Origin of the sequence: Streptomyces sp. NBC_00057 (assembly GCF_045041165.1) — a bacterium.
Lineage (GTDB): Bacteria > Actinomycetota > Actinomycetes > Streptomycetales > Streptomycetaceae > Streptomyces.
Genome location: NZ_CP108256.1, coordinates 5,084,835 through 5,110,586, shown reverse-complemented (window position 1 = coordinate 5,110,586; position 25,752 = coordinate 5,084,835). Strand labels below are relative to the sequence as shown.

At 69.9% G+C, this 25,752-nt stretch carries 22 protein-coding genes; 11 read left to right on the top strand and 11 right to left on the bottom strand.

Going from position 1 to position 25,752, the window contains the following annotated elements:
• Positions 1-41: 41 nt before the first annotated feature.
• The 4 genes from OG953_RS24015 to OG953_RS24000 all read right to left on the bottom strand — a co-directional run bounded on the left by OG953_RS24015 (position 42) and on the right by OG953_RS24000 (position 3,738).
• Entirely contained in the window at positions 42-683 is a 642-nt protein-coding gene (locus OG953_RS24015) for a PadR family transcriptional regulator (RefSeq protein WP_405686767.1), read from the bottom strand.
• A gap of 18 nt (positions 684-701) precedes the next feature.
• Positions 702-1,253 carry a DinB family protein gene (locus OG953_RS24010; RefSeq protein WP_405686766.1) on the bottom strand — a complete coding sequence of 184 codons (552 nt, stop codon included), beginning with the start codon at positions 1,251-1,253 and terminating at the stop codon, positions 702-704.
• Positions 1,254-1,345: 92 nt separating this feature from the next.
• Positions 1,346-2,803, bottom strand: coding sequence for an aldehyde dehydrogenase family protein (locus OG953_RS24005; RefSeq protein WP_405686765.1), 1,458 nt, complete (start codon positions 2,801-2,803; stop codon positions 1,346-1,348).
• Positions 2,804-2,856: 53 nt separating this feature from the next.
• The gene (locus OG953_RS24000; protein ID WP_405686763.1) at positions 2,857-3,738 is read right to left on the bottom strand and encodes a helix-turn-helix domain-containing protein; all 882 of its coding nucleotides are present in this window, start codon (positions 3,736-3,738) and stop codon (positions 2,857-2,859) included.
• 326 nt (positions 3,739-4,064) lie between these two features.
• Between OG953_RS24000 and OG953_RS23995 the strand changes: the two genes are divergently transcribed.
• Positions 4,065-4,565 carry an ATP-binding protein gene (locus OG953_RS23995; protein ID WP_405686761.1) on the top strand — a complete coding sequence of 167 codons (501 nt, stop codon included), beginning with the start codon at positions 4,065-4,067 and terminating at the stop codon, positions 4,563-4,565.
• A 60-nt stretch (positions 4,566-4,625) separates the two neighbouring features.
• On the opposite strand, the gene OG953_RS23990 is transcribed toward OG953_RS23995, so the two are convergent.
• Positions 4,626-4,868 carry a DUF397 domain-containing protein gene (locus OG953_RS23990; RefSeq protein WP_266690134.1) on the bottom strand — a complete coding sequence of 81 codons (243 nt, stop codon included), beginning with the start codon at positions 4,866-4,868 and terminating at the stop codon, positions 4,626-4,628.
• Between the two features lie 252 nt (positions 4,869-5,120).
• Here OG953_RS23990 and OG953_RS23985 point away from each other — a divergent pair, with 252 nt between their 5' ends.
• On the top strand, positions 5,121-5,600 hold the full coding sequence (locus tag OG953_RS23985) for a hypothetical protein (RefSeq protein ID WP_405686759.1): 480 nt from the start codon (positions 5,121-5,123) through the stop codon (positions 5,598-5,600).
• A 20-nt stretch (positions 5,601-5,620) separates the two neighbouring features.
• Here the strand turns inward: OG953_RS23985 and OG953_RS23980 are convergent, their stop codons facing one another.
• Together OG953_RS23980 and OG953_RS23975 are read right to left on the bottom strand one after the other, a co-directional pair.
• Positions 5,621-7,771 carry an FUSC family protein gene (locus OG953_RS23980; RefSeq protein WP_405686757.1) on the bottom strand — a complete coding sequence of 717 codons (2,151 nt, stop codon included), beginning with the start codon at positions 7,769-7,771 and terminating at the stop codon, positions 5,621-5,623.
• Positions 7,772-7,875: 104 nt separating this feature from the next.
• Complete coding sequence (locus OG953_RS23975) at positions 7,876-9,066, bottom strand: DUF2786 domain-containing protein (protein WP_405686755.1); 1,191 nt, start codon at positions 9,064-9,066, stop codon at positions 7,876-7,878.
• 107 nt (positions 9,067-9,173) lie between these two features.
• On the opposite strand from OG953_RS23975, the gene OG953_RS23970 reads away from it, so the two are divergent.
• The 6 genes from OG953_RS23970 (at position 9,174) to OG953_RS23945 (ending at position 16,178) form a co-directional block, all read left to right on the top strand.
• Entirely contained in the window at positions 9,174-9,845 is a 672-nt protein-coding gene (locus tag OG953_RS23970; RefSeq protein ID WP_405692024.1) for an ABC transporter ATP-binding protein, read from the top strand.
• Positions 9,800-10,345 (top strand): hypothetical protein, encoded by a 546-nt coding sequence (locus OG953_RS23965; RefSeq protein ID WP_405686753.1) that lies wholly within the window; start codon positions 9,800-9,802, stop codon positions 10,343-10,345. The genes OG953_RS23970 and OG953_RS23965 overlap by 46 nt, the downstream gene beginning before the upstream one ends.
• Positions 10,345-11,346 carry a DUF1259 domain-containing protein gene (locus tag OG953_RS23960; RefSeq protein WP_405686752.1) on the top strand — a complete coding sequence of 334 codons (1,002 nt, stop codon included), beginning with the start codon at positions 10,345-10,347 and terminating at the stop codon, positions 11,344-11,346. The genes OG953_RS23965 and OG953_RS23960 overlap by 1 nt, the downstream gene beginning before the upstream one ends.
• Positions 11,347-11,582: 236 nt before the next feature.
• Positions 11,583-12,788, top strand: coding sequence for a cytochrome P450 (locus OG953_RS23955; protein ID WP_405686751.1), 1,206 nt, complete (start codon positions 11,583-11,585; stop codon positions 12,786-12,788).
• Positions 12,789-13,247: 459 nt separating this feature from the next.
• Positions 13,248-14,303, top strand: coding sequence for a type III polyketide synthase (locus tag OG953_RS23950; RefSeq protein ID WP_405686749.1), 1,056 nt, complete (start codon positions 13,248-13,250; stop codon positions 14,301-14,303).
• A 180-nt stretch (positions 14,304-14,483) separates the two neighbouring features.
• Positions 14,484-16,178 (top strand): bifunctional 3'-5' exonuclease/DNA polymerase, encoded by a 1,695-nt coding sequence (locus OG953_RS23945; protein WP_405686748.1) that lies wholly within the window; start codon positions 14,484-14,486, stop codon positions 16,176-16,178.
• Between the two features lie 15 nt (positions 16,179-16,193).
• Here OG953_RS23945 and OG953_RS23940 read toward each other — a convergent pair whose 3' ends face one another.
• Positions 16,194-16,439 carry a hypothetical protein gene (locus OG953_RS23940; RefSeq protein WP_405686747.1) on the bottom strand — a complete coding sequence of 82 codons (246 nt, stop codon included), beginning with the start codon at positions 16,437-16,439 and terminating at the stop codon, positions 16,194-16,196.
• 410 nt (positions 16,440-16,849) lie between these two features.
• Here OG953_RS23940 and OG953_RS23935 point away from each other — a divergent pair, with 410 nt between their 5' ends.
• Entirely contained in the window at positions 16,850-18,181 is a 1,332-nt protein-coding gene (locus OG953_RS23935; RefSeq protein ID WP_405686745.1) for a sensor histidine kinase, read from the top strand.
• Positions 18,178-18,837: a response regulator gene (locus tag OG953_RS23930; RefSeq protein ID WP_405686744.1), complete on the top strand. Its 660-nt coding sequence runs from the start codon at positions 18,178-18,180 to the stop codon at positions 18,835-18,837. Before OG953_RS23935 ends, OG953_RS23930 begins: the two co-directional genes overlap by 4 nt.
• 55 nt (positions 18,838-18,892) lie before the next feature.
• Here the strand turns inward: OG953_RS23930 and sbnA are convergent, their stop codons facing one another.
• The 3 genes from sbnA to OG953_RS23915 form a co-directional block, all read right to left on the bottom strand.
• Positions 18,893-19,876, bottom strand: a complete 984-nt coding sequence (gene sbnA, locus OG953_RS23925) for a 2,3-diaminopropionate biosynthesis protein SbnA (RefSeq protein ID WP_405686743.1) — start codon at positions 19,874-19,876, stop codon at positions 18,893-18,895.
• Positions 19,877-19,925: 49 nt separating this feature from the next.
• Positions 19,926-20,957, bottom strand: a complete 1,032-nt coding sequence (gene sbnB, locus OG953_RS23920; RefSeq protein ID WP_405686742.1) for a 2,3-diaminopropionate biosynthesis protein SbnB — start codon at positions 20,955-20,957, stop codon at positions 19,926-19,928.
• Between the two features lie 67 nt (positions 20,958-21,024).
• Positions 21,025-24,552, bottom strand: a complete 3,528-nt coding sequence (locus OG953_RS23915) for a non-ribosomal peptide synthetase (RefSeq protein WP_405686740.1) — start codon at positions 24,550-24,552, stop codon at positions 21,025-21,027.
• Positions 24,553-24,803: 251 nt separating this feature from the next.
• On the opposite strand from OG953_RS23915, the gene OG953_RS23910 reads away from it, so the two are divergent.
• Positions 24,804-25,742 (top strand): ATP-binding cassette domain-containing protein, encoded by a 939-nt coding sequence (locus OG953_RS23910; protein ID WP_405686738.1) that lies wholly within the window; start codon positions 24,804-24,806, stop codon positions 25,740-25,742.
• Positions 25,743-25,752 lie beyond the last annotated feature (10 nt).

Sequence of the window (25,752 nt, the reverse complement as noted above, 5' to 3'; positions counted from 1 at the left end):
GGGTCGAAGGTAACCGCACCGACCCCATTCGTCAAACTTGATTACTCGTCGTCGCCCGGATCGTGGACACCCGTCGCGTACGGGTTCTCCTGCCCCTCGGCGAGCACGCCGACGAAGGGTTCACCCTCCCCCGCGAAGGTGTATGCCCCGTCCTCGATGCGGGCGATCAGCCCGCGCGTCCACTCGGCCCCGGCATCCGCCGAGTGGACCCACATGTTCATGATTTCGCCGATGTGACCGATCGACTCGGGCCCGGCCTCCGGCGTGTAGTACTCGGTGACCGAGGCCCGCCAGGCCGCGAGGCCGGCCACTCGCTCCTTGAGCAGCGCGATCGCCTCGGACCTCTCCAGGTCGACGATGCCACCGAGGCCCGCCGACAGCACGTCCAGCTTCTGGTCGTACGAGGTCAGCGCCGCGCGCAGCAGAGTGAGGTACTCCTCGTTGCCCCGATCGGTGATCTCGTACTCGGTACGGGGCGGGCCGCCCGCCGTACTCGGGGCGGTCTCATGGGCGACCAGCAGCCCCTGCTTCGCCATCTGCTTCAGTGCGTGGTACACCGACCCGGGTTTGGCGTTGGACCACTCGTGAGCGCCCCAGTACTCCAGGTCGTTGCGGACCTGATAGCCGTGCGCCCGGCCGTGCTGACGCACGGCACAGAGGACCAGCAGCCGGATCGCGGACATGTCGCGCACCCTTTCTATTCAACTTTGATGAGAGTATCCCCCCGCCTCGGCGACCAGCTCGAACGCGGTTCGGCCGTCCAAGGACTCCCGGATGATGTCGGCGTGCCCGGCGTGCCGGGCATGCTCCTCGACGAGATGGAGCAGCAGCCAGCGCATCGAGACCCGCCCCTCCTTCGGGAACCAGGGCGCGTCGGGCAGCGGGAAGGTGTCGTCCATGCCGGGCACCGAGCGGATGAACTTCTCCACCTCGACCGCGACGCCGTCCCAGAACTCCAGCATCCGCTCCACGGTCTCGTCGCCGACGAGCCGGAAGCTGTCCGCCCAGGTCTCCTCATTGCGGGATGTCTCGCTCGGCCGCTGCTGAGCCATCCGCAGCCAGTTCAGCTCGGTCTCGGCGACGTGCTTGAGCAGCCCGGAGAGGGAGAGCTCACTGGCGCTGGGCCGGCTCGCCGCCTGCTCCTCGGTCAGACCGATGAGCGAGCGCCGGATCGCGCCGCGCTGCGCCTCGACGAAGGAGAGGAGCGCGCCGCGCTCGTCGCCGGAGGCTTCTGCGGGAACGTGAGTGACCATGATGTCCGCCTTGGGGAACCGTGCCGGTTTCTTCCTGACACCGACCACGCTACGGACCCTTGCGGTCAGCTCCTGTCCTCAACCCATCGGTGTCAGAAGGGGAATGCGGTCCGGCCGTGCTGAATGGACATCCACTTCTGGGTGGTGAAGGCGTCCACGGTCGCCTCGCCGTTCAGTCGGCCGATCCCGGAGGACTTCTCGCCCCCGAAGGCCACCAGCGGATCGTCCTGGACAGTGGAGTCGTTGACGTGGAACATCCCGCTGACGACGCGCTGCGCGAACCGCACCCCTCGTTCGGTGCTGCGGGTGTGCACAGCGCCGCTGAGTCCGTACGGGGTGTCGTTGGCGATCCGTACGGCATCGTCCTCGCCGTCGAACGTCACCAGCAGCGCCACCGGGCCGAATATCTCCTGGGACAGCAGCGGGGAGCCCTCGGGGAGCCCGGTGAGCACGGTCGGTTCGACGAGGTTGCCGCGGGTCCGGCCCCGTACGAGCGCGGTGGCCCCCTCGGCGAGTGCCTGATCCACCAGGGCGGTGAGGGCGTCGGCCTGGAAGGTGTTGATGACCGGGCCGATCTGGGTCTCCGGGTCGCGCGGGTCGCCGGTCCGCAGCGCGGCCACCCTGGCGGTGAACTTCTCGGTGAACTCCCGCTCGACGCGGCGGTCGACCAGGATGCGGTTGGCGGCCATGCAGACCTGCCCCTGGTACACGAAGCGGCTGAAGACGGCCGCATCGACCGCGTAGCCGATGTCGGCGTCGTCCAGCACCACCAGGGCGCTGTTGCCGCTGAGTTCGAGGATCGTCCGCTTGAAGTGTCCGGCCGCGATCGCGCCGACGTGGCGGCCGACCCGGTCCGTGCCCGCGAAGGAGATCACCTTGGGCACGGGGTGCTCGATGAACGCGTCCCCTATCTCGGCGACATCGGTGATCAGGATGTTGAGCAGTCCGGCGGGCAGCCCGGCATCCTCGAAGATCTTGGCGATCAGCCCGCCGCCGACGACCGGGGCATTCTGGTTGGGCTTGACGACGACCGCGTTGCCGAGCGCGAGGGCCGGTGCGACGGACTTCATCGTCACCAGGAAAGGGAAGTTGAAGGGGCTGATCACCCCTATGACGCCGACTGGCTGCCGGTGGAGACGGTTCTCCTTGCCGTCCACCGGGGAGGGCAGGATGCGGCCCCGGGGGCGCAGCGCCTGCTGGATCGCGTCGCGCAGGAACTCCTTGGCGACGCGCACCTCGTACTGGGCCTTGAGTCGGGTGCCGCCCAGCTCGTCGACGATCGCCTCGACGATGTCGTCGTGCAGCTCCTCGGTGATGCGCAGGGCGCGCTCCAGGACGCTGCGGCGCTCGTACGGGCCGGTGGTGGCCCAGGACCGCTGGGCGCGCTCGGCGGCGCGGTAGGCCAGGTCGACCTCCTGCGCGGTCGCGATGGTGATCGCGGCGAGTTTCTCCCCGTTGTAGGGATTGAAATCGATGATGTCCCACGAGCCGGTGCCGGTCCGCCACTCACCGTCGATGTACTGGTCGGCCAGCTCGTAGAAGAAGGACATGCGATCCCTTAACTCAGGTGCAGACTCCGTCGAACCGTCATCGTACTTATGAATCAGATGAGTTGGAGTAGACCGCGGAGCAGATCGCGGCTCTCCTCGGGACCTGGGCTGTCCTCGTGCAGTCGCACCATGGCCTTTTCGTACTGAGCGACTTCTTCGGCCTTGTCCAGATAGAGCGCACTTGTCAGCTGCTCCAAATAGACGATGTCCGACAGATCGGATTCCGGGAATCGGAGCATCGTAAAAGAACCACCCTCCCCCGCATGCCCGCCAAAACTGAAGGGCATCACTTGAAGAGTGATGTTGGGCTGTTCCGACATTTCGATCAGATGCCGCAATTGTCCGCGCATCACTTCACGGTCGCCGTACGGCCGGCGCAGCGCCGCCTCGTCCAGCACGGCGTGGAAACGGGGTGAGCGTTCGGAGACGAGGGCCTTCTGGCGCTCCAGCCGCAACGCGACCCGGCGGTCGATCTCGACGGCCGGGGCGTCGCCCATGCCCCGGGTGACGACCGCGTGCGCGTAGGACTCGGTCTGCAACAGACCATGGACGAACTGGACTTCGTACACCCGGATGAGCGATGCCGCTCCCTCCAGACCGATGTACGTCTGGAACCACCCGGGCAGCACATCTCCGTAACTGTGCCACCAGCCCGCCACATTGGCCTCGCGGGCCAGGCCGAGCAGGGCGTCGCGCTCCGCCTCGTCCGTGACGCCGTAGAGCGTGAGCAGGTCCTCGACGTCCCTGGCCTTGAAGCTCACCCGTCCCAACTCCATGCGGCTGATCTTCGATTCGGAAGCCCGGATGGAGTAGCCGGCCGCCTCGCGGGTGATCCCGCGCGAGTCGCGCAGCCGCCTGAGCTGCGAGCCCAGCAGGATGCGCCGCACCACAGATCCACTCGACTCGCCTGCCGCCACCGGCCCGATCCTCCCCATCGCTTCCTGGACACCGGGGCTCCCCCTGAACCCCAAGTGCCGGATTCTGCCATCAAAACGCTTCAGCCCGTACTCGTTCGATTACGGAAATGAGAAGACTCCCAGAAAGCTACGAAAATGCACGCAGGAAGAAATGACCAAGAACCGGCACGGGTTCGGACAGGTCAGGCGCGTGCACGTGCATCTGCCCTTGCATCTGCCCTGCGCATTCGGAACCATGGTCCTCGCGCACCTGCGTGCTCGTTCGTGTTGTGCCGCTGTACCCCGCAGTACCGATACAGCCGCGAATCCCGGGAGTGCCTCGCATGGGGACGAATGGATCGACGATGCTCGAGCCGTTACGGCAGGGGCTTCCCCCCATCGATCCCTCAGCCGTCTCCGGATCGGCCACCTGCACCCTGCCCGCCCGCTACGAAGCCGTAGGCGGTGCACGGCAGTTCACCAGGACGACGCTGAGCGGCTGGGGACTGGACGAGCGCTTCGACGACGTCGCACTGGTCGTCTCCGAACTCGTGACCAACGCTCTGCGGCACGCCCTGCCCGCCGGCACCGCACCGGAGCCTCAGGAGCCGCCCGTACGGCTGCACTTGATGCGCTGGAGCTCGCGCCTGGTGTGCGCCGTGCGCGACCCCAGCCAGGAGAGCCCGGTGGCCTCCGAGGCTCCCGACTCGGCGGAGTCGGGCCGCGGCCTCTTCCTGGTGGAGTCCTTCAGCGACTCCTGGGGCTGGCACCCCTCTCCCGCTCCGGGAGCGGATCACCCGAACACCGCGGCGACACCGCGCGGCAAGGTGGTCTGGGCACTGTTCCGGCTGTCCGACGACGTGTGACCCGCGCGGCGGCCGCGCGGGCTGCCGACGGGTGGTCGGACACCGCCCCGCGGGACGCGGTCAGCCGCCCGCTACGAGGTGGTCGAACTCCCCGTCCTTCACCCCGAGCAGCAGCGCCTCTATCTCAGCCGGCGTATAGACCAGGGCCGGCCCGTCGGGGTGGCGTGAATTCCGCATCGCCACATCCCCGTCGGGCAGTTTCGCGAACTCCACGCAGGATCCCTGGGAGTTGCTGTGTCTGCTCTTCTGCCAGACGACTCCGCGAAGCTCTGTGGCCGCCATGCCGTTGTACACGTGGTGCACAGGACGCTCCCCGAGTTGCAAGGTGCAAGTGTCAACTGTCTCGGATCATAGCTCTGTTCAATTGTCCCCGCATGAGCAGATGCATGAGCGGATGCACGTGCACGCGGGGTGTTCCCGCGATTACAGCCTTGGACGCAGAGATAGACGTACGGGACGCCTGTTTGGCTCCGCCCAACCCGAGTCGGGCAGCCCATCCCCGTGGCACGCGCTGGTAGCTTGGCGCGGTCTTTTGCCAATAAGGGGGAATTCCGCATGCGCAAAGTCGTACGTACCGGCGCCGTGATCATCGCCGGACTCGTCACCGCCGCAGCACTGACCGGCTGCAGCAGCGACGGCAAGAAGAGCGACCCGGACGGCAGCTCCGACGCCGCGAAGTCCAGTCAGGCTCCCGGTGACAGCGGCAGCAGCAGCGACTCCGGGGCCGACGCCGCGGCGCTGGAGGGCGGCTGGGCCGGGAAGACCGATGGCAAGGCCGTGGTCCTGTCCGTCGCGTCCGGGAAGGCCGTGCTCGTCACCGAGCAGCGCGCCTGCACGGGCACCGTGAAGGACATGGGCAAGGTGATGCTGGCGCTGAAGTGCGCCGACGGCGACACCGACCGCACCATCGGGTCCATCGTGTCCAACGACGGCAAGACCGTCGTCGTGTCCTGGGACGGCGGGACGAAGGACACCCTGGCCAAGACCGACCCGGGTGCGATCCCGTCGGGTCTGCCGGACCTGCCGACCCCCTGACGGCAAGCCGTTCCGTCCCCTCAATCGGCTTGATCCGAGGGCGGGTTCGGCTTCGACGTCCCGTCCAGTCCCCGGGAGAACTCCTCCAGGGCTTCGAGGAGGAGGCCGGCCCCGTTCCGTACGAACGGGTCCTCCCCTTCGCCCGTCCGCTGCTGCGCGTCCCACTGCGCCAGCGCCTCGCGCACCTCCGCCCAGTCCGGTACACGCCTCTCCCGCAGTTCCTTCGCGCCCTGTTCGGTGGCCCGGCGCAGCGCTTGCGCCAGACGCGCGGCAGCCGGTACGGGGGTTGCGCTGCCGCACGGGAGGTGGGCCTCCAGCAGCATCGCGACCCGGCCGAGCTGGGCGAGGGCGTGCTGGGTGTCCTCGGCGGCGGCGCGGGAGAGGCCGCGGTTGCGCACCGGTTCGTGCTGGGCGGTGGCAAGCGTCTCCTGCCAGGCGACGCGGGCCTCGCGGGTGTCCAGCAGGGCGGAACGGACGTCGTCCTGGCCGCGCTCGGCCGGTTCGGCGTACTGGTCGACGACCGCGGCCGCGTACCGCCCGTCCGCCTCCAGCCAGTCGCCGAGCCTGCCGCGAAGCCTCGGGGTCTCCCACGCCGGGTAGGCAGCGTACGAGATCATCGCGAGGAGACCGCCGACGAGGGTGAGGACGACCCGTTCGTGTACGGTCTGCGACCAGTTGTCGCCCGCCATGCCGAGCAGAAAGACGACGTACGCGGAGACGCACGCCTGGCCGACCACGTACCCGGTGCGCATCAGCAGATACATCAGCAGGGCGCAGAGCACGGCGAGCAGCGCGGACCCGGTCACACCGGGGTCGGTGGTCCGGCCGATCGCGGTGGCGAGCGAGACGCCGACGATCGTGCCGCCGAAACGGGCCACGGAACGCCCGTACGTCTGGGAAAACTCCGGCCGCATCACCATGACGGCCGCCATGGGTGCCCAGTAGCCGTGGCCGAACGGCAGCGCGGCACCGATGAGATAGCCGACGGCGACGACGACGGAGACCCTCACGGCGTGCCGCAGGATCGGTGAACCGGGGCGCAGTTCGGCGCGCACCGCCCTCCCGACGACAGGGACCAGCCGCAGGAGGGTGGGGCGGCGGCGGTGCGGAGCGCCGGGGGCCCCGTCCCCGGTGGCCCTGATGGTCTCGGCGGCCTCCTCGGCCTCGGCCTGTTCCTCCTTCGTACCCTCGCCCTCGGCCGTCTCGATGACATCGGAGAGCAGCGCGCCGAGCCGGGCGGCGGCGCGGCGGGACGGGCCGGTGAGGAGAGTGCCGGTGTCGGGGGTCTTCAGCGCGGCGACGGCGGACGGGGAGAGCTTCACCGGGTCGCCGTTGCGGATCGCCCACGCCGCCGAATCGAGCACGGATCCGGCGGCGGCGAGGAGTTCGCAGACCCGGTCCCGCTCCGGCCCCTCGGACGGGACGCCCATCGCCGGGTCCGCGAGCGAGGCGAGCACCGGCCTGATCCGTTCGGCAACACCGCGGGAGCCATGCAGCTCGGGCGGCCGGCGGCGGGCCTGCCGCGGGGTGACCGCGGCTGCGCTGCGGGCCGTCATCAGCGGCACCGGATCGAAGGCGGCGAGCGGGTCATGGCGCAATCGGCGGGCGTAGTCGGCCTCGGCGACCAGGGCGTCGGCGAGGGCATCGCGCTGTGCGCCCCATCTCCGTACCGGGAACAGGACGATCAGCGCCGCCTGCACCACACCGCCGAACAGGATCATCACGACATGCACGGCGGAGTTCGCGACGGAGGTGGGCAGGGTGACCGTCACCAGCATGATCGCCACGTTGGACGACGCGATGAGGCCGCCCGTCGGTCCCGCCGCCCAGGCCAGGCCCGCGAGGAACGTCCAGAGCACCAGCAGGGCCAGGAACAGCGGCATTCGGGGGCCGGCGAGATAGCCGAGGAATGTCGATACGGCGAGGCTCGCCCCGGAGACCAGGGCGAGGACGGGCCGGGGACGCCAGCTGCGCTGGAACGTGGCGATGGCCGCCTGGAACGCACCGAACGCGGAGCTCGCGGCGACCACCGGCCCGAAGAGCGCGAGGCCTACCCCGATGACGAGGGCGAGACCGGCCGCACCGCGGATCGCGATGAGCGGTTCGAGACGCCGCCGCTCGATCGTCAGCCCCGAGCGGGCGGTCTCCTTCAGCGCCCGGAACCAGCTCATGCCCAGAGCCTAGCCGGAATGACCGATAAGCCCGAGTTGCCGTAATTCATAAGGCATCTACGGTTTCTACAGGTATCTACGGTTCCTAAGGTATCTACCGGTTCCTACAGGTTCCCGCGCCTGCCGTGGATCTCCGGCCCGCTCCCGCCCATCCTCGCCCGGTCCGCGGCGGCCGTTCCATGGGTCCAACCGTCGAGATCCGTGGCGCCCCGGACGCGCGTGGTCGTGGTCTCGGGGAACATCCGCTCGGCGGTGTCCGTGACGGCCATGTCGCGGGCGGCGAGGACCGGGAGCAGATGGGGTGCTGCCACCCCCGCGGCTTCGGATCCGGTCTCGGTTTCGGCGGCCGCCGTGACGCGGGCGGTGTCGGCGGCGAGCCGGCTGCCCAGGCGCTGGGCGTACGCCATCAGGAAGGACTGCCGGAACGTCTTGGTCCGCTTGCGTCCGCCGGCCCGCTGGCCCGCCTCCGCCTTCGTCATCGCCACCGTGCCCTGGACCAGCAGGGAGGTGTACAGCAGCTCCACGGCCTCCAGGTCCGGCTCGAAGCCGACCACCGTGGAGAAGCCGAGGTCACTGTTCCACACCGCACGGCAGCGGTTCGCGGAGGCGACCGCGTCGAGCAGGATCGCCTTCGCCGTCTCGTACGGGGCATCGACCCCGATCCGGCACGCTCCCGGCGCCTCCTTGCTGTGGGTTCGGGCGGCGAGCAGGGCCTCGTCGATGGAGTGCCGGGCCATCAGCTCCTGCGCCTTGGTGGTGAGGGCTTCCGCCTCCTCGGGGAAGCCGGTCGCCTCCGCCTTGGCGAGCAGGGCACGGATCCGGGTCAGCATCCGGGGTTCGTCGTGCACGGGCGGCAGGTGGAGCCCGTGCGGGGAGGTGCCGGGCGGTGGACCGACCGGTTCGAGGGCGGGGATCCTGAGCAACAGCCGGTACAGGCCGAGGAGCACGGAGGCGTAGGAGAACCGGTCGGGCCGGTTCCGGGGCGGCGCGGCGGGGAGCCCGTCGAGCTGGGACCGCCAGCGGGGCGGCAGCTGCTCGTACCGTCCGGTCTCCGATGCGATCAGCCCGGCGGCGAGGCCGACCGCGGTCTCGTCGAGTTCGCGGCGGACGATGCGTACGACATCGGCGGGCTGCCAGCCGCGCTCCCAGGCACGGCGGACGAACTCCTCGCCGCGCCGGAACAGTTCCGCGTCGGCCGCCGGATCGGCGGCCAGGAGGGAGGCTCCGGTGTCGAGACCGGCGTCGCCCTCGGAGTAGAGGGCTGCCGCGAATGCCTGGTCGATCACCGGTTCCATGAGGCCAGGGTAGGCAGGACGGTGCGACCGGGGTATGCCTGGCCCTACCCCGAGGACGGGCTCTGATGGTCGTGATCGCGGAGCGCGGAAACGGTTCGATCGAGGACATGACTCCCCCGCACGCATCCGCTGCATCCGCGCGTGCCACCGATGCCGTACGGCTCCGCTCCGTACGCCGTACCCATGGAGAGGTCGACGCCCTCGACGGCATCGACCTCACCGTCCGCCCCGGCACCTTCACCGCCGTCATGGGCCCGTCCGGCTCCGGCATGTCCACGCTGCTGCACTGCGCGGCCGGGCTGGACCGGCCGACATCCGGCACCGTCGAGGTGGGCGGGGTGGAGCTGACCGGGTTGAGCGAGCGCCGGCTGACACTGCTGCGCCGGGGCCGGATCGGCTTCGTCTTCCAGGCGTTCAACCTGGTCCCTTCGCTGACCACCGCACAGAATGTCGCGCTGCCGCTGCGGCTCGCGGGCCGCCGCCCGTCCCGTACCGAGGTGCGCGAATCCCTGGCCCGGGTCGGTCTCGCCGACCGGGCGGGGCACCGGCCGGCCGAAATGTCCGGCGGGCAACAGCAGCGGGTGGCCCTGGCGCGGGCCCTGATCACCCGGCCCGCGGTGCTCTTCGGCGACGAGCCGACCGGTGCACTGGACACCGCGACGAGCCAGGAGGTGATGGCGATGCTGCGGGAGCTGGTGGACCGGGAAGGGCAGACCTCACTCATCCACACCCTGTGGATATCGCACTCCTGCGCGACCTCCGGGCGCTCGGCCAGGTGACACGGGACGACGGAAACGGAGCGCACCGCGACCCGGACGCCGTAGGTGTGGACGCGCCCGTCGCCGAGGTGCGCCGCGTCGTCGGCGACCGCGCCCTGGCCGGGGCCACCCGGCCGCGGGTCCTCGCGGTGGTGGCCGGGGAGGCCCTGTTCGCGGTCGGGCTCGGGGCGCTGCTCGGACTGGCCGTGACCGCGGTCGACCTGGCGGGCCTCGCCGCCGCGCCGGCCTCGCTGTCCGCACCGGTGGCGATGTCGGCGCAGTGGCCGCTGACGGTCGGGGCGGCCGGGGTGTGCGCGGTGGTCTCGGTCGGGTCAGCGCTTTTGCCGAGAGCGGTGCGGGGCCGCTCGATGCCGGTGCACCGAAGGTCCGGATGGGCCGTACGGGACCGGGCCGGAGAGCGCGATTGGTCCATCCAGCCCCACCCGTTGACGATGCATTCGTTTTCACCCTTTCATCCAGGTTTCCCGTGGTTTCATCTCGCCATGGAGGCGATCAAGTGATGACCGGAGACCGACAGCAGGACACGAATACACGGGCGATCACGTCGCGGCGACGCGTACTGGCCGCGGCCGCACTCGCGCCGATGCTGACCGCGGCAGGGCCTGCCGCTGCTCGCGCGCTGCCCAACGGGATGCCCGGGCCGGGGCACGGCAGACGGGTCAAGCCGGTGCCGACCGGCCTGGCGGACTGGGCGGGCGTGGCGAAAGCACTGGGCCGCACCGGCGACATGCTGCGCGGAACGACCTACCACACGGCCTTCCCCCGGCGGGATCTTCTGGTGGTCTCCGACGGCGTCGTCGTCACACCGGGGCTCGCGCTGGGCACGCATGTGGCCTTCGTCCGTTACGCCGACGGCAGCACGATGCTGATGGGCGACGTGGTGGTCACCGAGGACGAACTGCAGTGGGTGACCGATGCCTGGCAGGCGCACGGAATCGAGCAGACCGCGCTCCACAAGCACCTGCTCGCCCAGACCCCCGACATCTGGTGGACCCACGTCCACGCACACGGTCACGACGCGGTTGCCCTGGCCCGCGGTCTGCGCGCCGGATTCGACCGCACCGGAACCCCGCCCGCCCTGCCGCCGGGCCCGCCGGCCCCGATCGACCTGGACATCGCCGGAATGGAGGCGGCGCTGGGCGCCAAGGGCGTCAGCGACGGCGAGGTCTACAAGTGCGTCTTCCTCCGCCGCGAGACCATCGCGGACGGCCATCTGGTCCTTCCCCCCGGCCTGGGATCGACCAGCGCGTTCACCTTCCAGCCGCTGGGCGGCGGCCGGGCCGCGCTCGCGGGCGACTGCGCCATGCTCGCCGGCGAGGTCCAGAACACGCTGAAGGCCCTGCGGCGCGGAGGGATCAAGCTCGTCGAGCTGCACAACCACCACCTGGCGGAGGACCCCCGCCTGTTCTTCACCCACTTCTGGGCCGTGGGCGACGCCGTCGAGCTCGCCCGGGCGCTGCGCCCCGCGGTGGAGGCCACCAACGTCGTACCGTCCCTCTGAGAACGGCTGTTCACGCCGAGCGCGCCTGAATCCGCCGAGTTCGTCGGGTCGCACCGGCCGAACAGGGTCGCTGGACCGATTGCGCCGGTCCAGCGACCAGGTCTGTCGAATCCGTTCTGCATATGGACCAATCGGCCCGGAGTGGCGCGTGCCTGTGCGGGTGACCGGGCACCCATGTCCCGTCCAGCCCGCAGATTCCTCGAACCACCCGTCAGATCCCCCCTCTGGAGCTCCGTATGGAACCAGTCGCCGGCGCACGGCACTGCCCGTTCGACTATGCCGAGGCCCTCGAATTCGACCCGGTGCTCAGGCACTTGATGACCGAAGAACCCGTCTCCCGCATCCGGCTGCCGCACGGCGACGGCGAGGCATGGCTCGTCACCGGCTACGACGACGTGCGCACGGTGACCACCGACCGGCGCTTCAGCCGGAGCGCCATCATCGGCCGGAACTTCCCGCGCATGACCCCTGAGCCGATCGTTCAGGACGAAGCGATCAACGTGATGGACCCGCCGGGCAGCAGCCGCCTGCGCAGCCTGATCTCCAAGGGCTTCGCGCCTCGTCACATGGAGCGCATGAAGGTACGTACCCAGCATGTCGTGGACGAGCTGCTGGACCGGATGGAGGAGCACGGAGCCCCCGCCGATCTCTTCGAGCATCTGGCGGCCCCGCTGCCGCTGACCACCATCTGCGAGGTCCTCGACATCCCCGAGGCGGACCGCGCACAGCTGCGCGCCCACGCCCGGACGATGATGGACACGACCGTCGAGAACAAGGACGCCGCGGTACGCGCCAAGGCCGATCTCCGCGCCTACTTCCAGAAGTTGACGGCCGAGCGGCGCGAGAACCCGGGCGACGACCTGATCAGCGCACTGGCCACGGCTCGCGACGGGGACGAGATCCTCAACGAGCAGGAACTGACCGTGATGGCCATGGTGCTGCTCATCACGGGCCAGGACACCACCACGTACGAGATCGGGAACATCGCCTACACGCTGCTCACCAGGCCCGACGAGCTCGCGATGCTGCGCGGTCGCCCCGACATGCTCCCGCAGGCCATCGAGGAGCTGCTGCGCTTCATTCCCTTCCGCAAGGGTGTCGGTATCCCCCGTGTCGCCACCGAGGACGTGGAACTGAGCGGCGTGGCGATCCGGGCGGGGGACATCGTGCATGTCTCCTATCTGACGGCCAACCGCGACGGCCGGAAGTTCGACCGGCCCGACGAGCTGGATCTGGAGCGCGAGGGTCCGTCCCATATGACCTTCGGCTGGGGCGGCCATCACTGTCTGGGTGCCCCGCTCGCAGCGACGGAACTCCAGGTCGCCATCGGAACTCTGCTGAAGCGCTTCCCCGCTCTGAAGCTGGCGACGCCGGCCGAGGAAGTGCGCTGGAACAAGACATCGATCTGGCGCTATCCCCTCGAACTGCCTGTCACCTGGTGACAGGGGTGGTCCGGCAACGCGCCGGGCCTCTGTGCACGGACAGTGATGCTCATTGATGATGCGTCGCACCAGGGCGCCCGGCAACCCGGAACAATCCCGGGGCGCCGGGCGCCTTGCTGTGCCCTGCTGCGCACCGGGCGCCTTGCTGTGCCCTGCTGCGGGCTGTGCGTCGGCTCGACATGCGGCCCCGATCCGCCTGCCGTAGCGTGATGCCGACGGCCACCCACCCAAGCCGTGGCGGATCAGTATCCGCCCACATACGGCTAGAACTTCAGTCTTCGACGGTCGGCCCGTCCGCGCCCGTATCAGGGGTACCGAACCCGGCGCAGGAATCCACCAGAGCTCTGTTTCGCACGGCACCGCGCGTGCGGAGCCGTGGTGGCCAATCCCGCGTCGGCGAACACCCCGTACCGTTCCGGGCCCGGCGGTGTGGACCAAAAGTCCGCTAGGAGGAGTTCCATGGCGGTTCTCTGCAAGCCGGCAATCGAGGTTCCCGAGTATGTCATCACCAACGAGGAAACCTTGGAGCTGGCTCAACGGTTGCACGGCGACCATCCGCAGATCGACCTGGTCCTTCGTCTGATCGAACATACCGGGGTGCAGAAACGGCACCTGATCCAACCGATCGAGAAGGTGCTGCAGCACCCGGGCTTCGACGCCCGCAGCATCACCTACGAACAACAGACCAAGGCCAGGGTGCCGGCGGTAGTACGCCGGGCACTCGATCAGGCCGGACTGGAGCCGCGGCAGATCGACTTGATCGTCTATGTCTCCTGCACCGGCTTCATGATGCCTCCGCCGACCGCGTGGCTCATCGGCAAGATGGGCTTCCGGCCGGAGACACGGCAGATGCCGATCGCCCAGCTCGGCTGCGCCGCGGGCGGCGCAGCCGTCAACCGGGCCCACGACTTCTGCACGGCGTACCCCGACGCCAATGTGCTGATCGTCGCCTGCGAGTTCTGCTCGCTGTGCTACCAGCCCACCGATCTGGGCGTCGGATCCCTGCTGTCCAACGGTCTGTTCGGCGACGGCATAGCCGCCGTCGTGGTCCGGGGCAGCGGTGGCACCGGAGTCCGCCTGGAAAGCAACGGCTCGTACATCATCCCGGACACCGAGGACTGGATCTCCTACGCGGTCCGGTCCACCGGATTCCACTTCCAGCTCGACAAGCGTGTGCCAGGAACCATGGAGCCCCTCGCCCCGGCCCTGAACGCCGTCGCGGAGGAGCACCAATGGAACGCCAGCAAGATGGACTTCTACATCATCCACGCGGGCGGCCCGCGCATCCTGGACGACCTGAGCCGCTTCCTCGACGTGCCACCAGAAGCATTCCGCTTCAGCCGCGCCACGCTCACCGAGTACGGCAACATAGCCAGCGCGGTGGTGCTCGACGCCCTTCGCCGCATGTTCGACGAGGCTTCGGCCCTTGACGGCCACCGCGGCCTGATGGCGGGCTTCGGCCCCGGCATCACCGCCGAAATCTCCCTGGGCACCTGGACGACGGACTCCGATTAGGTTTCGGTCCGTCCGGGGCTTGTGGCCCCCGCCCCCAGCCCGTCCGGCGTTCGAGGACCGGGGTCCGGGGCAGAGCCCCGGTTTCGGGAAGGGACGGGGGTGGGGTGAAATCCCGCGCAGCGGCCCACCCCACCCCCGCGCCCCACGCCCCTGTCAGTGCCGGGTGCCAGACTCGACAACATGACCGAACGTTGGGCTCTGGCCACCACGGAGACCGGCGGCGCCCTCCTCGCCCCGCTGGACTCCACCGGCCTGCCCACCGCCCCGGTCCTGACCGAACCCGACCTCGTGGAGGCGGTCCGCTCCCGCCCGGATGTCACACGCTGGGTCTGGCGGTCCACCGCCGAGATCTACCCGCGCCTGCTCTCGGCCGGCGTCCCCGTGGCCCGTTGTTACGACATCGAGGTCGCCGAGTCCCTTCTCCTCGCCCACGAGGGCCGTCTCGGCGAACCCCGTTCCGCAGCCGCCGCCCACGCCCGCCTGCGCAACGCCCCCGTACCCCCCGATCCTCCACCCCGCTCCGCCGAGCCCGGCTCGCAGTCCTCCCTCTTCGAACCGCAGTCCGGCACGGACCTGCCCTTCGACGACCTGCTCCAGGTGTACGCCGACCAGCTCCGCCGCCACGACGCCACCGCACACCCGGGCAGGATGCGCCTGCTGACGGCCGCCGAATCGGCCGGCATGCTGGTCGCCGCCGAGATGAACCGGTCAGGCCTCCCCTGGCGCGCCGACGTGCACCGGGGCGTGCTCCACGAACTGCTCGGCGAGCGTTACGCGGGCGGCGGCGAGCCCCGCAGGCTGGCCGAGCTGGCCGACGAGGTGTCGGCCGCCTTCGGCAGACGGGTCCGCCCCGACCTCCCCGCCGACGTGGTGAAGGCGTTCGCACAGGCCGGCATCAAGGTGAAGTCCACCCGGCGCTGGGAGCTGGAGGAGCTGGACCATCCGGCGGTGGAACCCCTCATCCAGTACAAGAAGCTGTACCGGATCTGGACGGCGCACGGCTGGAGCTGGCTCCAGGACTGGGTGCGCGACGGCCGCTTCCGCCCCGAGTACCAGCCGGGCGGCACGGTCAGCGGCCGCTGGACGACCAACGGCGGAGGAGCGCTGCAGATCCCCAAGGTGATACGGCAGGCGGTCGTCGCCGACGAAGGCTGGCGCCTCGTCGTCGCGGACGCCGACCAGATGGAGCCCAGAGTGCTGGCCGCGATCTCCCGCGATCGCGGTCTGATGGAGGTGGCGGGCCATGACGGCGATCTCTACACGTCGCTGTCCGACCGGGCCTTCCACGGCGACCGGGACCACGCCAAGCTCGCCCTGCTGGGCGCGATCTACGGCCAGACCTCGGGCGACGGCCTGAAGAACCTGGCAGCCCTGCGCCGGAGATTTCCGCTGGCCGTGGCGTATGTCGACGATGCGGCGAAGGCGGGCGAGGAGGGACGTCTCGTACGGACGTGGCTGGGCCGGACCAGTCCGCCCGCGGCCGGGAGCGGGGACGACGACGAGGCCGGCATCCCGCAGGAGAGCGCGGAACAGCCCACCGCCGACGGAGTGTTCACCCCTGGCTACGCATCGTCGAACGCCCGCGCGCGGGGTCGCTTCACCCGTAACTTCGTGGTGCAGGGCAGCGCAGCGGACTGGGCGCTACTGCTCCTGGCCGCCCTGCGCCAGTCGCTCGGCTCCGCGGGTCTCCGGGCGGAGCTGGTCTTCTTCCAGCATGACGAGGTGATCGTGCACTGCCCGCAGGAGGAGGCCGATGCGGTCGTGGAAGCGATCCGGGCGGCGGGTGATCTGGCCGGGCGGACCGCCTTCGGTGAGACGCCGGTGCGTTTTCCGTTCACGACGGCGGTGGTGGAGCGCTACTCGGACGCGAAGTAGCCCGCCGCCTGCGGATCACCCGCCGGAGCCGGGCGTACCGGACTCTCCGCTCCCCCGCTGTTCACCCGTTTCCGGCCCCGGGGCCGGCCCCGAAGCAGGCCGCGCGCCCGAACCGGGTCCCTCGCCGAACCCCGCCAGCCCGTGGTCGTAGTGCGCGGGGCGCAGATGCTGATGCCGATGCCTGGCATTGAGCATATGGATGACGAACGCCGCGATCGCGATCATCGCGAGGACGACCACGACAGTGACCAGGGTGTCCATGCGATACCGGCCCCCTTCGATGCGCAGGCCGACAACAGCGGCTCACCGGGAGCCGTACGTATTCAGGCTACTCCGCAGACCGGCAGCCGCCCGCCGGACCGGGCGCGGCCGCACCCGTTCGCGGAAGGGTCCGGACCGGTAGGAACGCTCCGGCCCGGACCGGGCGCGGCGCGAGATGCGGTCCGGGTCGATCCCGTGGCCGTCGGCGAGCCGCATGATGACCCTGGTTGGTCAGTGGTGCACGACCAGGTGCACCCACACCTCCTGCCGCACCAGCTCCGGCGTGGCCGACCGCAGGACTTCCTGCCGGCCGCGCTGGAAGGTCTTGATCTGCCGGTACGAAGATTCCGCCTCCTGGCTGCACCCCGGCCAGCCAACCGACCCGAATGGGCGCCGTTAGGGTTGCCCGAGTGACCAAAGACTCAAGAGGAGCACCGGGGCCGACCGGGCGGTCGGACTCGGCGCGGCGAAGCCTCCGGCCCGCCCTTACGACGCTGTGGCTCGGCCTGTTCACCTTATCCGCGCAGCCGGTCGGCCCACTGACGAATTCCCTGGACAAGGTCGCACGGCGACTGTTGGTGGGCGGCGCGGTCCTGATCGTGCTCCTCACGGCCGGGACCTGCACCAGCCTCATCATGGACGCAAGCCACCTCCCGTACGGGATGGCCATCGTCCTCGGTCTCGCCCAGACCACACCCGTCCTGCTCGCGTTGACCCGCCCGGTGACCGCCTGGTGGATCTCGCTGACGGCGGCGGTCGTGATCGCCCTGCTCACCACTCCCACCGAGGGCGGCGCCTGGCCGTGGACCCAGGCCGGTCTGGTGGCGTATCTGGCAGTCCTTCTCATGCTCGCCTGGAGTGCCACGCCGTTGGCGACCGCGGTGGTGTGGGGGGGCACCGTCCTCACCGGGTATCTCCTGGCCCTGCTGGCGGGGCATCTCTCATCCAGTCGCGATCTGCCGCTGGTCGCCGTCCTCTCCGCCTGCGGTCTCGGTCTGGTGGCCGGGCTGCGCGGGCGCAGCGAGGCGCGGCGGGAGTTGAAGCACCAGGAGGTCCTCACCGAGGCGGAACGCTCCCGTAACGCCCTTCTTGAGGAGCGCGCCCGGATCGCCCGGGAGCTGCATGACGTGGTCGCGCACCATATGTCCGTGATCGCCGTCCAGGCGGAGGCCGCTCCCTACCGGGTGGACGAGCCGCCGCAGGAGCTCACCGACAGCTTCGCGACGATCCGCGAGAACGCGCTCACCGCGCTGAACGAGCTGCGCCATCTCCTCGGGATGCTGCGGTCGGAAGAGGCGGGGGCCGGGGACACTACGCCTGATCGCGGTCCGCAGCCCACCATGGCCGACATCGAGCAACTGGTCGAGAACGTGCGTTCCGCCGGATCCGCCGTGGAGTTGACCGTCGAGGGGGCGGCCCGCACGCTGCCCCCGGGCGTGGGCCTCTCCGTCTTCCGCATCGTGCAGGAGGCGTTGAGCAACGCGCTGCGCCACGCGCCGGGTTCCCCGGTCAGCGTCGACATCGACTACCGAGGCGAGGGGATCCACGTGCGCGTGGTCAATGGCCCGTCGACCGAAACCGCCGCCCGGCCCGCCCTGAAGCGCAGTGGTTCGGGTCACGGGGTGCTCGGCATGCGGGAGCGCGCGGCGATGCTGGGCGGTACACTCCGGGCCGGTCCCGGCCCTGACGGACAGTTCGAGGTAGTGGCCCTGCTTCCCATCGGCGAAGGCGCGGACGTATGAGCATCCGAGTAGTGATCGCGGACGACCAGGCCCTGATCCGGGAGGGGTTCTCGGTTCTCCTGAACGCCCAGCCGGACATCGATGTCGTCGCCGAGGCGCAGGACGGTGAGGACGCGCTGGCCAAGGTGGCCGAGTTCGAGCCCGATGTCGTCCTGATGGACATCAGGATGCCGGTGGTGGACGGACTGGAAGCGACCCGACGGATTTCCGCCACCGGAGCCGAGACCAAGATCGTGGTCCTGACGACATTCGACTCCGACGAGTACGTCCATGAGGCGCTGCGGGCCGGGGCGAGCGGCTTCCTGCTCAAGGACACCTCGGCCCGTCAACTGGCGGAGGCCGTACGGACTGTGGCCTCCGGCGGGGCCATGCTGGCACCTGCCGTGACCAAGCGCCTCATCGCGGACTTCTCCCGCTTCGGCTCCCTGCAGGCGCCCCGCGTCCAGCGTCTGGAGAGCCTCACGGAGCGCGAGACGGAGGTCCTCTGTCTGATCGCCCAGGGCCTGTCGAACGCCGAGTTGGCGAACCACCTGGTGGTGGCGGAGCAGACCGTGAAGTCCCACGTCAGCCGCATCCTGGTGAAGCTCCAACTGCGGGACCGCACCCAGGCCGCGATCTACGCGTACGAGGCGGGCCTTGTGCAGCGCGGCAGTTGACGGGTGCGGCCCGGGGAGCCGGCCCTCCGTCGGTGCGGCCGACGGAGGGTGGGGCTCACATCGACCCGGTGCCCACGGCGAGTTCGTCGAGGACGTCGTCGCCGTACAGGCCCCGGACCCAGTCGCTCTGATACAGGGTGTCGAGGTAGCGCTCGCCCAGGTCGGGCGCGATGGCCACCGCCGTGAGCTCATCGCCCGCCGTGTGGTCGGCGAGCCACTTCCCTGCCGCGCCGACCACGGTCCCGGTGGAGCCACCGAAGAGGAAGCCACGCCGGGCCAGTTGGTGGCAGGTCCGCACGGTGTCCGCCTCGGGAACGTGGATCACCTCGTCGACCAGGGACTCATCCAGCAGGGCCGGGCGCACTCCGGTACCAAGGCCCGGGATCATCCGCGTCCCGGACGGGCCACCGAAGGTCACCGAGCCGACGCTGTCCACCGCGACGATGCGCACCCGCTTCTCGTACTCCCGGAAGAAACGGGAGCACCCCATGAGCGTGCCCGTGGTGCCCGCGCCCACGAAGAGGATATCGAGCTTGGGGAACTGCCGGGCGATGGCCGGCGCCGTGGTGCGGTAGTGGGCCACCCAGTTGTTCGGATTGCTGTGCTGGTTGAGCCATACGTAGCGGGGGTCGGAGGCAACCAACTGCCTTACGTAGTCGATGCGGGCGCCGAGGAAGCCGCTCTCGGCATCCGGCCCTGCGATGATGTGGACCTGGCTGCCCAGGGCCTCCATGAGGCGCCGCGTCGACCGGTTGCAGCGCGAGTCGGTGACGCACAGGAACTGGTAGCCCCGGTTGGCGGCGATCACGCTCAGCGCGACACCCAGGTTCCCGGAGGAGGACTCGACGAGGGTCGAACCAGGAGTGAGGATGCCGTCCTTCTCAGCCGCGGAGATCATCTCCTCCGCGGCCTTCAGCTTGACCGAGCCCGCGAAGTTGAACCCCTCGCACTTCAGGTACAGAGGGTGGCCGAGGACGGAGCGCAGGTCCACGTACAGCTCTTCCTCGTTGAACTCCTGCGGGGCAGATATCACGGGCATGGTGCCGTTCCTCCTTCAGAGCGAGCGGTGCGCCTGGACTTCGGCGGGATCATCCGTAGCGGCGCAGCTCGTGGAAGAAGTTGTCGACGGTGGCGAGCGAGCCCTTCCGTGTCACCTCGTCGTACACGTACTTACCGACGGCCAGGTCGAGTACCCCGAGGCCGAACGGCGAGAAGATCACGGTCCGGTCCTCGGGCACGTCCAGGCGGCCTTCGAGTACGTCGGCGAGGGTGCCGTCGAGGAAGTCCCTGTTGCCGGTGAGCTGTTCGGCCAGGTGCGGCGAGGTTTCCGCCTTCAGGCAGTGCTCCACGTCGTCGACGATGTTGACGGCGTCGAGGAGGATCTCCGGCGCCAGGTCGCGCAGCGACACGTGGAGTACGAGGGGGTGGTGGCCGAACCAGGTGGTGTCGGTGATGTGCGGGGTGCCCGCGACGGTCGCGAAGACCACGATGTCGGAGGAGCGGATCAGGCTCTCCGCGCTGTCGTGCACGGTGGTGCGCCCGGTGCGCCCGTCCCGTTCGAGGTAGGAACGGAAGTCGGCGGCGTGCTCGCCGGAGAGGTCGAACACGCCCGTTTCCTCGAACTTCCAGCCGGTACCCACCAGATAGGAGTGGATGAACCGGGCGATGAGGCCCGTGCCGACGAAACCGACACGGGTGGGCCTGCGGGCGCCGCTCAGGCGGTCGGCGGCCAGGGCCGCGGAGGCCGCCGTGCGGGTCGCGCTGATGATGGAGCTCTCCAGGCAGGCGAAGGGGTACCCGGTGAGGCGGTCGTTGAGGATCAGGACGGCCGAGGCGCGCGGAATGCCCGCTTCTACGTTCCCGGGGACACTGGAGATCCACTTCAGACCGTCCACCCCGACCTCGCCGCCGAGGGACGCGGGCAGCGCGATGATGCGGTCCGCCGGGCGGTCGGGGAACTTGAGGAAGTAGGACGGCGGATTGACGGAGTCGCCCGCGCCGTGCAGGCGGTAGGCGGCTTCCACCGCCTCGGTGACCTGGTTCTCCCGGCCGTGCAGTGCTTCGTGCACCTGGGCTCCGGGGATGACGGCGAACGACGGTGCCTCGCGGCGCTGCGACATGTGGGAATCCGTATCTGTGAAGCGAGTCGTGTGTCGTGGAAGGGAGAGCGCGCGGCGGGGCGGCGGCTCACGCACCGGAGGGCAGCGCGGGCAGGGAGACCGGGTCACCCAGTGCGGCGCAGATCTTGCGCGGTCCTTCGTAGGGCTCGCGCATGTGTGCCGTACGGAGGTTGTCGACCACCAAGACGTCGCCGGCCGCCCAGTGGTGATGGATGGTGTTCTCCTCGTACGCCTTGGCGATGACGTCGATGACGTCTTCGCCGATCGGTTCGCCGTCGCCGTAGAAGGTGGTGAAGGGCAGTCCGTCGGCTCCGTAGACGTCCATGAGGTACTCGCGGATCTCAGGGGCCATGGTCCATTCGCTGAGAAACGCGATCTGGTTGAACCAGCCGCGCTCGCCGGTGAGCGGGTGGCGCAGGACGGCGGCACGACGCTGGCGCGTGCGGAGCCGTCCGTCGTCGCTCCAGGCGAACTCGATGCCGTGGTCCCGGCAGTACCGCTCGGCCTCGGCCCGGTCCTCGGTGGCGAAGGCATCCTCCCAGCGCACGCCCAGGTCCTCGCCGTAGGTACGGGCCAGGATCCATCCGTCGCGCTCGAACCGGTCGACGACGTCGGCCGGGAGCGCCTTGAGCACGGCCGCGGAGTCGGCGATGCCGGTGGCTCCGCCGGTGGTGCCCGGGGCGAGGCAGGCGAACAGAACGAGGCCGGGCACCTCGCGCCGGTAGCTCAACTCGTGGTGCATGCACATCGGTTGGTCGGCGGGCCACACCGAGGCGGAGAGCACCCCGGCGGCGTACTCCTGGCGGGGAGCCACCGCCTCCCGTTCGGCCATCGCCTCGTGGCGGAGACGGTCGAGGACCGCGCCCGCCTCCTCGGCGGTGCGCAGGCCAAGCCCCCGGATGAGCAAGGCGCCGTGCCGGGCGACGGCGGCGTGCAGGTGGGCGCGCTGTTCGGCAGCCCAGTCGGCCGGGGAATCGGTGACCGCCCGGACGATGGGGATGGTGCCCACCTCCGCCGCCGGGCCGGGGATTCGAGCGGGTCCGGAGGCGGTCTCCGCCGTGGGGCTGTCCGACCGGCCCGCCATCTCGACAAGCCGCGCGAGGTCGGCCAGTACTGGGACCCGGTTGACGTCTCCGGGGCTGATCAGGCGCTCCAGCCGGATGACCAGACGTACCGAGGAGAGCGATGTGCCGCCCAGGTCGAAGAAGTTGGCGGTGCGGCTGATCTGTGCCACCGGGATGCCGAGCACGTGCGCCCAGTCGGCGGCGAGGCGCTGCTCGGCCGGTGTGTTCGGGGGCTCCCCCTGGCCGTCGGCCGGCTCGAGGTGGGCGGCGAGGCGGGTCAGGGCCTTCTTGTCGATCTTGCCGTTGCCGGTGAGCGGGAGTTCCGTGCGCCAGTGGAAGGACGCGGGGACCATGTACGAGGGCAGGGACTCGCCGAGCAGGGCGCGCAGGGTGTCCTGTGGCACCTCGCCGGCAGCGGAGTAGAAGGCCACCAGGTGCTTGCTGCCATCAGGGCGTGCCGCGACGACAACGGCGGCGTCGCGCACTCCGTCGACCCGCAGCAGGTGGTTGTCGACCTCGCCGACCTCGATGCGGAAGCCTCGGATCTTGACCTGGTCGTCCCTGCGGCCGAGGAACTCCAGCTTGCCGCCGGGCAGCCAGCGGCCGAAGTCGCCCGCGCGGTACAGGCGGTGGCCCGGCCGGTGCGGGTCCTCGCCGAAGGCCGCGCGGGTGCGCTCCTCGTCGTTGATGTAGCCACGGCCGACGCACACCCCGGAAAAGGCGATCTCGCCGGGGGCTCCCAGGGGCACGGGGAGGAGGTTCTCGTCGAGCACATACACCGTGGTGTTGGCGATGGGGCGACCGAGCGGCACCCGCTCCTCGTCCGGTACCCGCACCATGATCTCGTGGTTGGTGTCGTCCGACGTCTCGGTCAGGCCATAGGCGTTGGCGAGGGGAACGTCGGGCAGGGCGGCGAACCAGCGCTGCACGAGCTCCTTCTTGATCGCCTCGCCCGTGACCGACACACAGCGCAGGCGCGGAAGTCGGCGGGGCCGCACGCGCAGCGAGGACAGCACGACGTCCAGGTAGGACGGGACCAGTTGCAGGATCTCCGCCTCCCCTTCGGCGACGGTTTCGATGAACCGGTCGACGTCGAGGATGGCCTCCTGCTCCACGATGAGGGTGCGGCCGCCGACGAGCAGCGCGGACACCAGCTGCCACAGCGAGATATCGAAGCACTGGGGGGCGGTCTGGGCGACCACGGCACCCTCCTCGATCCCCAGGTCCTCGATCTTGGCGTAGAGATGGTTGAGCATCCCCGCCTGCTCGCACATGGCCCCCTTGGGTTCGCCGGTGGAACCGGAGGTGAAGTACACGTAGGCGAGTTGGCCGGCGCCGACCTCGACGGTCGGTGCGCTGTACGGGACGTCGCTCTCGCCGATCGTCTCGAGGGACAGGGTGGCGACCTCGGCTGTGCGGGCCGCCTCAAGGCCCGGGGCGCCGCTGGAGTCGGTGAGCGCATAGCGGCAGCCGCTGCGGGTGAGCATCGCGGCGATCCGGTCGGCCGGGAAGTGCGGTTCGACCGGCAGGTAAGCGCCTCCGGCCTTGAAGACACCGAGCACCGCCGCCATCCAGTCGAGCGTGCGCTCGGTCACTACCGCGACCACATCCTCGCGGCCAAGCCCCTTGTTCAGCAGCGCCCTTGCGACGGCGTTGGCCCGGTCGTCCAGTTCCCGGTACGTCCACTCGGTCGTGCGGTGGACGGCGGCGACGGCGTGCGGGTGTCGTTCGACGCGCTCCTCGAAGAGCTCGTGGAAGCGCCGGTCGGGCCGCTGCCGGTCAGCGCCCGCGAGGCCCTCCAACTGGAATGTCAGCTCCTGCCGCGACAGCAGGCTCTGCCGTCCGTGCGCCGCCTCGGGGTCGGCGGCGAGCAGGTCGAGCGCGGTGAGGTAGTAGCCGGATATGCGGGTGACGGCTTCCTCGTCGAGTGCCGTCGCATCGTATGCGTACCGGATAAGGACATGTCCGCCGTCATCCGCGAAGCTGGTCCGCAGGACGGTGCCCTCGGGCAGCGCGGCGTCCGGGGTGCCCTGTCCGGGCAGCTCGACGACGGTCTCGCAGAGCACATCCGCCGTGGGGTCGCGGAGCTCGGCCAGGGGGACGTCGGCGTACTGGCGCACCAGTCGGGCGCTGCGATCGGCGGCGCGGACGACCCCGCGCCACGAGGCGTCCTCGAGCGTGAGGGGGCACGGCAGGATCTTGCCCTGCCCCGTCGCCATAGCGGTGATCACGTCGGACTCGCTCGCGAGGCCTCCGAGGACCTTGGCGTGCCCGGCGAGCAGGACCGCGTCCAGCGGTACTCCCAGGTCGTCGGCGATGCGCCGCAGCGCCTGAGTCGTCCCGGGCGCGACCGCCCTCTCCAGGACGGCGCTGCCTGGCCGTGCGTCCGCTTCAAGGACGGCGTCACCATGCCGCGCGCCGGATATCCATCTCGGCACGGCGGTGAAGCCCCCGGCCGCGAACACGCCGCGCCAGAATTCCCGGCCGCCGGTCGCCTCAACACGGGCGACAGAGCCTCCAGACGTCTCCATCGAAGTCTCTCTCCCACTCGTTCCTGCGGATCGGGCCACGCCACATCGGCGAGACGCTCTGCGCCGTGAGCGAGTCGACCTTACGAGCGGAAGATTCTTCCCCGTTATCGAAGCATTTTCCCGACCACTGCGGGGCCGGCGAGCAGGGCATTCGCGTGAGGCGACGGGGTCGGCCCAATACGCGGCCAATAATCGATGTCACTAGCATCGGCGCCCGCACGCGGAATCAGGACGAACGACTGCGAGGCCCAATGAGCTCGGCGATTCTGACAGAGGGACTTTCCAAGAGTTTCGGAGATTTCCGAGCGGTGGACGGCGTCGATCTCGACGTGGCGGAGGGAACCGTTCTCGGTCTGCTCGGCCCGAACGGCGCGGGCAAGACCACCACGGTGCGGATTCTGTCGACCCTGCTCCGGCCGGACGGGGGCCGCGCCGAGATCCACGGCGTCGACGTGGTCCGGAATCCGCAACGGGTACGCCAGTTGATCGGTCTGACCGGCCAGTACGCCTCGGTCGACGAGGGCATCTCCGGTGCGGAGAACCTGTACATGATCGGCCGCCTCCTTGAGCTGTCCCGGCGGGACGCCCGCGACCGGGCCAACCAGCTCCTGGAGCGCTTCCGGCTCACCGAAGCGGCCGGACGCCTCGCCAAGACGTACTCCGGAGGCATGCGTCGCCGCCTGGACCTGGCGGCCAGCCTGATCAGCGAGCCCGCCGTCCTGTTCCTCGACGAGCCGACCACCGGCCTCGACCCGCGCAGCCGCAATGAGCTGTGGGACGAGGTGCGCGCCTGCGTCCGCAACGGCACGACGGTCCTTCTCACCACGCAGTACATGGAGGAGGCCGAGGCGCTCGCGGACTCCGTGGTGGTCGTCGACGGCGGCCGGGTGATCGCCTCCGGTTCCACCGCGGAGCTGCGGTCCCGGTTCGGCGGACAGGTACTCCATGTCCGACCGTTGAACCCGACCGACCTGCGGCGCGTTGCCGATGTACTGAGCCTCGCCGGTTCGAGCTCGGCGGACGTGGACGACGCCGACGGCTCGGTGACCCTGGCGATCGGCGATCCCTCCGCACTCACCAGGGCCGTAGGGGCGCTTGGTCAGTCGGAGCTGCCGATCGCCTCGGTCGAGACACGCACGCCGAGCTTGGACGAGACGTTCTTGAAGCTGACGGAACCCGCGACGGCCTGATTTCCGCAAC